The sequence below is a fragment of the Streptomyces mesophilus genome (assembly GCF_040300965.1).
In the GTDB taxonomy this organism is placed as follows: domain Bacteria; phylum Actinomycetota; class Actinomycetes; order Streptomycetales; family Streptomycetaceae; genus Streptomyces; species Streptomyces mesophilus_A.
The window spans coordinates 1-3208 of the sequence record NZ_JBEPEW010000298.1 but is presented as its reverse complement, the minus strand read 5'-3'; the positions used below and the strand labels follow the sequence as shown (position 1 = coordinate 3208).

Annotated in this window: 3 protein-coding genes; all 3 read left to right on the top strand. The window is 73.2% G+C overall.

Annotated elements, in window-relative coordinates; genetic code table 11:
- Positions 1 to 1123, top strand: a 1123-nt coding sequence (locus ABT367_RS41220) for an MFS transporter (protein WP_352259090.1), incomplete at its 5' end; no start/stop codon positions are given.
- Between the two features lie 184 nt (positions 1124 to 1307).
- Positions 1308 to 2087: an SDR family NAD(P)-dependent oxidoreductase gene (locus ABT367_RS41215; RefSeq protein ID WP_352259088.1), complete on the top strand. Its 780-nt coding sequence runs from the start codon at positions 1308 to 1310 to the stop codon at positions 2085 to 2087.
- 97 nt (positions 2088 to 2184) lie between these two features.
- Positions 2185 to 3105, top strand: a complete 921-nt coding sequence (locus ABT367_RS41210; protein WP_352259087.1) for an oxidoreductase — start codon at positions 2185 to 2187, stop codon at positions 3103 to 3105.
- Positions 3106 to 3208 lie beyond the last annotated feature (103 nt).

The following is a 3208-nucleotide window of genomic DNA, read 5'->3' as shown; positions in this document are numbered from 1 at the left end:
GGTCGCAGCAGGGATCCTGCTATACGACGCCGCCTCGGTGCTACTACACCTCTCCCCGACGTACCAGGTGCTGCTCGACGCACGGTTCCGGCAGGTCGTTGGCGCCGCGCTGACCGCGCCCGCCGCGATGGCCCTGCTGCGGGCGCTGTTCCCCCAACCCGCCGCCTACGGACGGGCGATGGCGACCTGGGGCGGGCTCAACATGCTCGGCGCGACGGCGGGCAACGTCCTGGCCGGGGTCGCCACGGCGCTGTGGTCCTGGCGCGCGGCGTTCGCGGTGCCGGTGCTCGTGGCGGGCGCGGCGCTCGCTCTCGCCCCCCGGGTGCTTCCGGGCCGCTCCGTGACCAGCGGGCCCGCCGAGCCGCGCGCCGGCCTCGACCTGCCGGGCGCGCTGCTGGTCACCGCCGGGGTGACGCTGGCCAGTTACGGCCTCGTCGTCTCCGATACGTACAGCTGGATCTCGTATCCCGTACTGGTGCCGCTGCTCGCCGGCGCCGCGCTGCTCATGGCCTTCCTGGCGGTGGAGCGCCGGGCGCGCGATCCGCTGCTGCCGCCTCAGTTCCTGCGGGACGGCCGGCGCGCCGCCGGGCTGCTCGCCGTCGCGGTGACGGCCGCCGGGGCCTCGGTCACGTTCGTGGTCCTCTCCCTCCAGCTCCAGGAGCAGCGGGGGTGGTCGGCGCTGCAGACCTCGGCGGTGTTCGTGCCGTTCGCGGTGGCGCAACTGGCCGCCGGGCGTGCGGCCGGGCCGCTGATCGCACGGATCGGCGCGGCACGGACCACCGCGGGCGGGCTTGTCATGGCTGCCGCCGGGCTCGGACTCATCGCGCTCACCGGGCTCGCCGAACATCTCCCGTACGCCTATGGGCTGTTGCCCGCCACGCTCCTGCTGCCTGCGGGCGCCGCCGTGGCCTTCGCCGGGGCGGCGGTGCTCGCCACCGACAAGGTGCCGGCCGCACAGGCGGGGCTCGCGGGCGGGGTGTTCAACACCGCGATGGAGCTGGGCGCATCGGTCGTGCTCGCGGCGGCGCTCTCGCTCGGCGGGGACGCGGGGTCCTTCGGCGCCCTGGCCACCGGGTTCGCAGTGCTCGCGCTTGTCAACTTCCATATGAGCAGCCGCCGTTGATCCGACCTTGACGGCTAAGTCCCCTACCGCCGCATCCGTACACCGCCGTTGAACCGACCTTGACGGCTAAGTCCCCTACCGCCGCATCCGTACAGCCGCCGTTGAACCGACCCTGACGGCGCAGTCCCCTACCGCCGCATCCGTACCGCACGGCCCACAGCCCCTTACCGAAACAGGAGTCACCATGGCCATCACCCGCACCCGCACCCGCTTCACCGGACAGTCCGTCCTCGTCACCGGGGCCGGCTCCGGCATCGGCCGCGCCGTCGCGCTGGCCTTCGCCGCCGAGGGGGCGGAGGTAGTCGTGGCCGGGCGCACGGCGGGGCCGCTCGACGAGACCGTCGCCCTGATCGAGGCTGCGGGCGGCACCGCCTCGGCGGTGACAGCGGATGTCAGCAAGGCTTTGGACGTACGGGAGTTGGTCGCCGAAACCGTGCGCCGGCACGGCCGCCTGGACGTGGCCGTCAACAACGCGGGCGTCTTCCGCGGCGGCGGGCCGCTCGCCGACCTCGCCGTCGACGACTGGCAGACGCTGCTCGACATCAACGTGACCGGAGTCCTGCACGCGCTACAGGCCGAGATCGGCGTGATGCGCGGCCAGGACGGCGGCGGCGCGATCGTCAACATCGCCTCCAACCTCGGCGCCCACACCCGCATCCCCGGAGTCGGGGGCTATCTGACCTCCAAGGCCGCCGTCTCCGCCCTGACCCGCGCGGCCGCCCTCGACCACATCGGTGACGGCGTACGGATCAACGCGGTGAGCCCGGGCGCCTCCGACACCACGATGTCGCTCCTGCCGGGCGAGACGGAGGCCGAGCGCGCGGTACGCATGAAGGCGTCGAATCCGCTCGGGCGGGTGTCGAGCCTCGGCGAGGTCGCGGCGGCCGTGCTCTACCTGGCGTCCGAGGACGCGGCGTCCGTGGTGGGCACGGATCTGGTGATCGACGGGGGCTCGGCGGCCTGAGCCGGCGGAGTGCGACCCGGACGGCCGGGCTTACCCGTCGGTAAGTCCGGCCGTACCCTGGCGGTCAACCGAAGTGCATCCTTCCGGAAGGACCGTCATGACCGCCTGGACCGCGCGCGAGATCCCCGACCAGACCGGCCGCACCGCGGTGGTCACCGGCGCCAACAGCGGTATCGGCCTGGCGGCCGCCCGTGAGCTGGCCCGGCGCGGGGCGCGGGTGCTGCTCGCCTGCCGCAGCGAGGCGCGCGGCGAGGAGGCGCGGGCCCGCATTGTGGCCGAAGTCCCGGACGCCGACGTCGAGTTCGCGCCCCTGGATCTGGCGGATCTTCAGTCGGTACGGGAGTTCGCGGCCGCCTTCGACGGCGAGCGGCTCGATCTGCTCATCAACAACGCGGGCGTCATGGCACTCCCGTACGGGAAGACGGCCGACGGCTTCGAGACCCAGTTCGGCGTCAACCACCTCGGGCACTTCGCGCTCACCGGACTGCTCCTGCCGAAACTGCTCGCGACGCCGGGCGCGCGGATCGTGACCGTGTCGAGCGGAATGCACTTCCTGTCGAACATCGACATCGGCGATCTCAACTCTGAGAAGAAGTACCGGCGTTGGGTGGCGTACGGCCGCTCCAAGACCGCGAACCTGCTCTTCACACACGAGCTGGCGCGGCGTCTCGAGGCTACGGGTTCCGAGGTGGTCGCGGCGGCTGCGCACCCGGGGTTCGCGCGGACGAATCTGCAGACGGCCGGGGTGCGCATGGAGGGCCGGCGCCTCGCGGCGCGCGTCGCCGGACTCGGTACGCAACTCCTCGCCCAGTCCGCCGAGTCGGGCGCGCTGCCCACGCTGTACGCGGCGACGGCGCCGGGGGTGCGCCCGGACTCGTTCACCGGGCCGCGGCTGCAGGGCTGGCGCGGGGCGCCGGTGAAGTCCGTACGTGCGAAGTGGACTCTCAACGACGCGGCGGGGGAACGGCTTTGGGCGGCTTCGGAGCAGCTCACCGGGGTGACGTACGACCTCAAGTAGACCGACCGTGCGTGCGCGTCGAACGTACGGGGGGGCGGGCGGCGGCCTCGTGCGTACGGTGGGCGGGCGGCGGCCTCGTACGCACGGTGGGCGGGCGGCGGTG

Coding starts and splice junctions, on each gene's coding strand:
- ABT367_RS41215 (WP_352259088.1), top strand. CDS start 1,308: ATGGCCATCACCCGCACCCGCACCCGCTTCACCGGACAGTCCGTCCTC.
- ABT367_RS41210 (WP_352259087.1), top strand. CDS start 2,185: ATGACCGCCTGGACCGCGCGCGAGATCCCCGACCAGACCGGCCGCACC.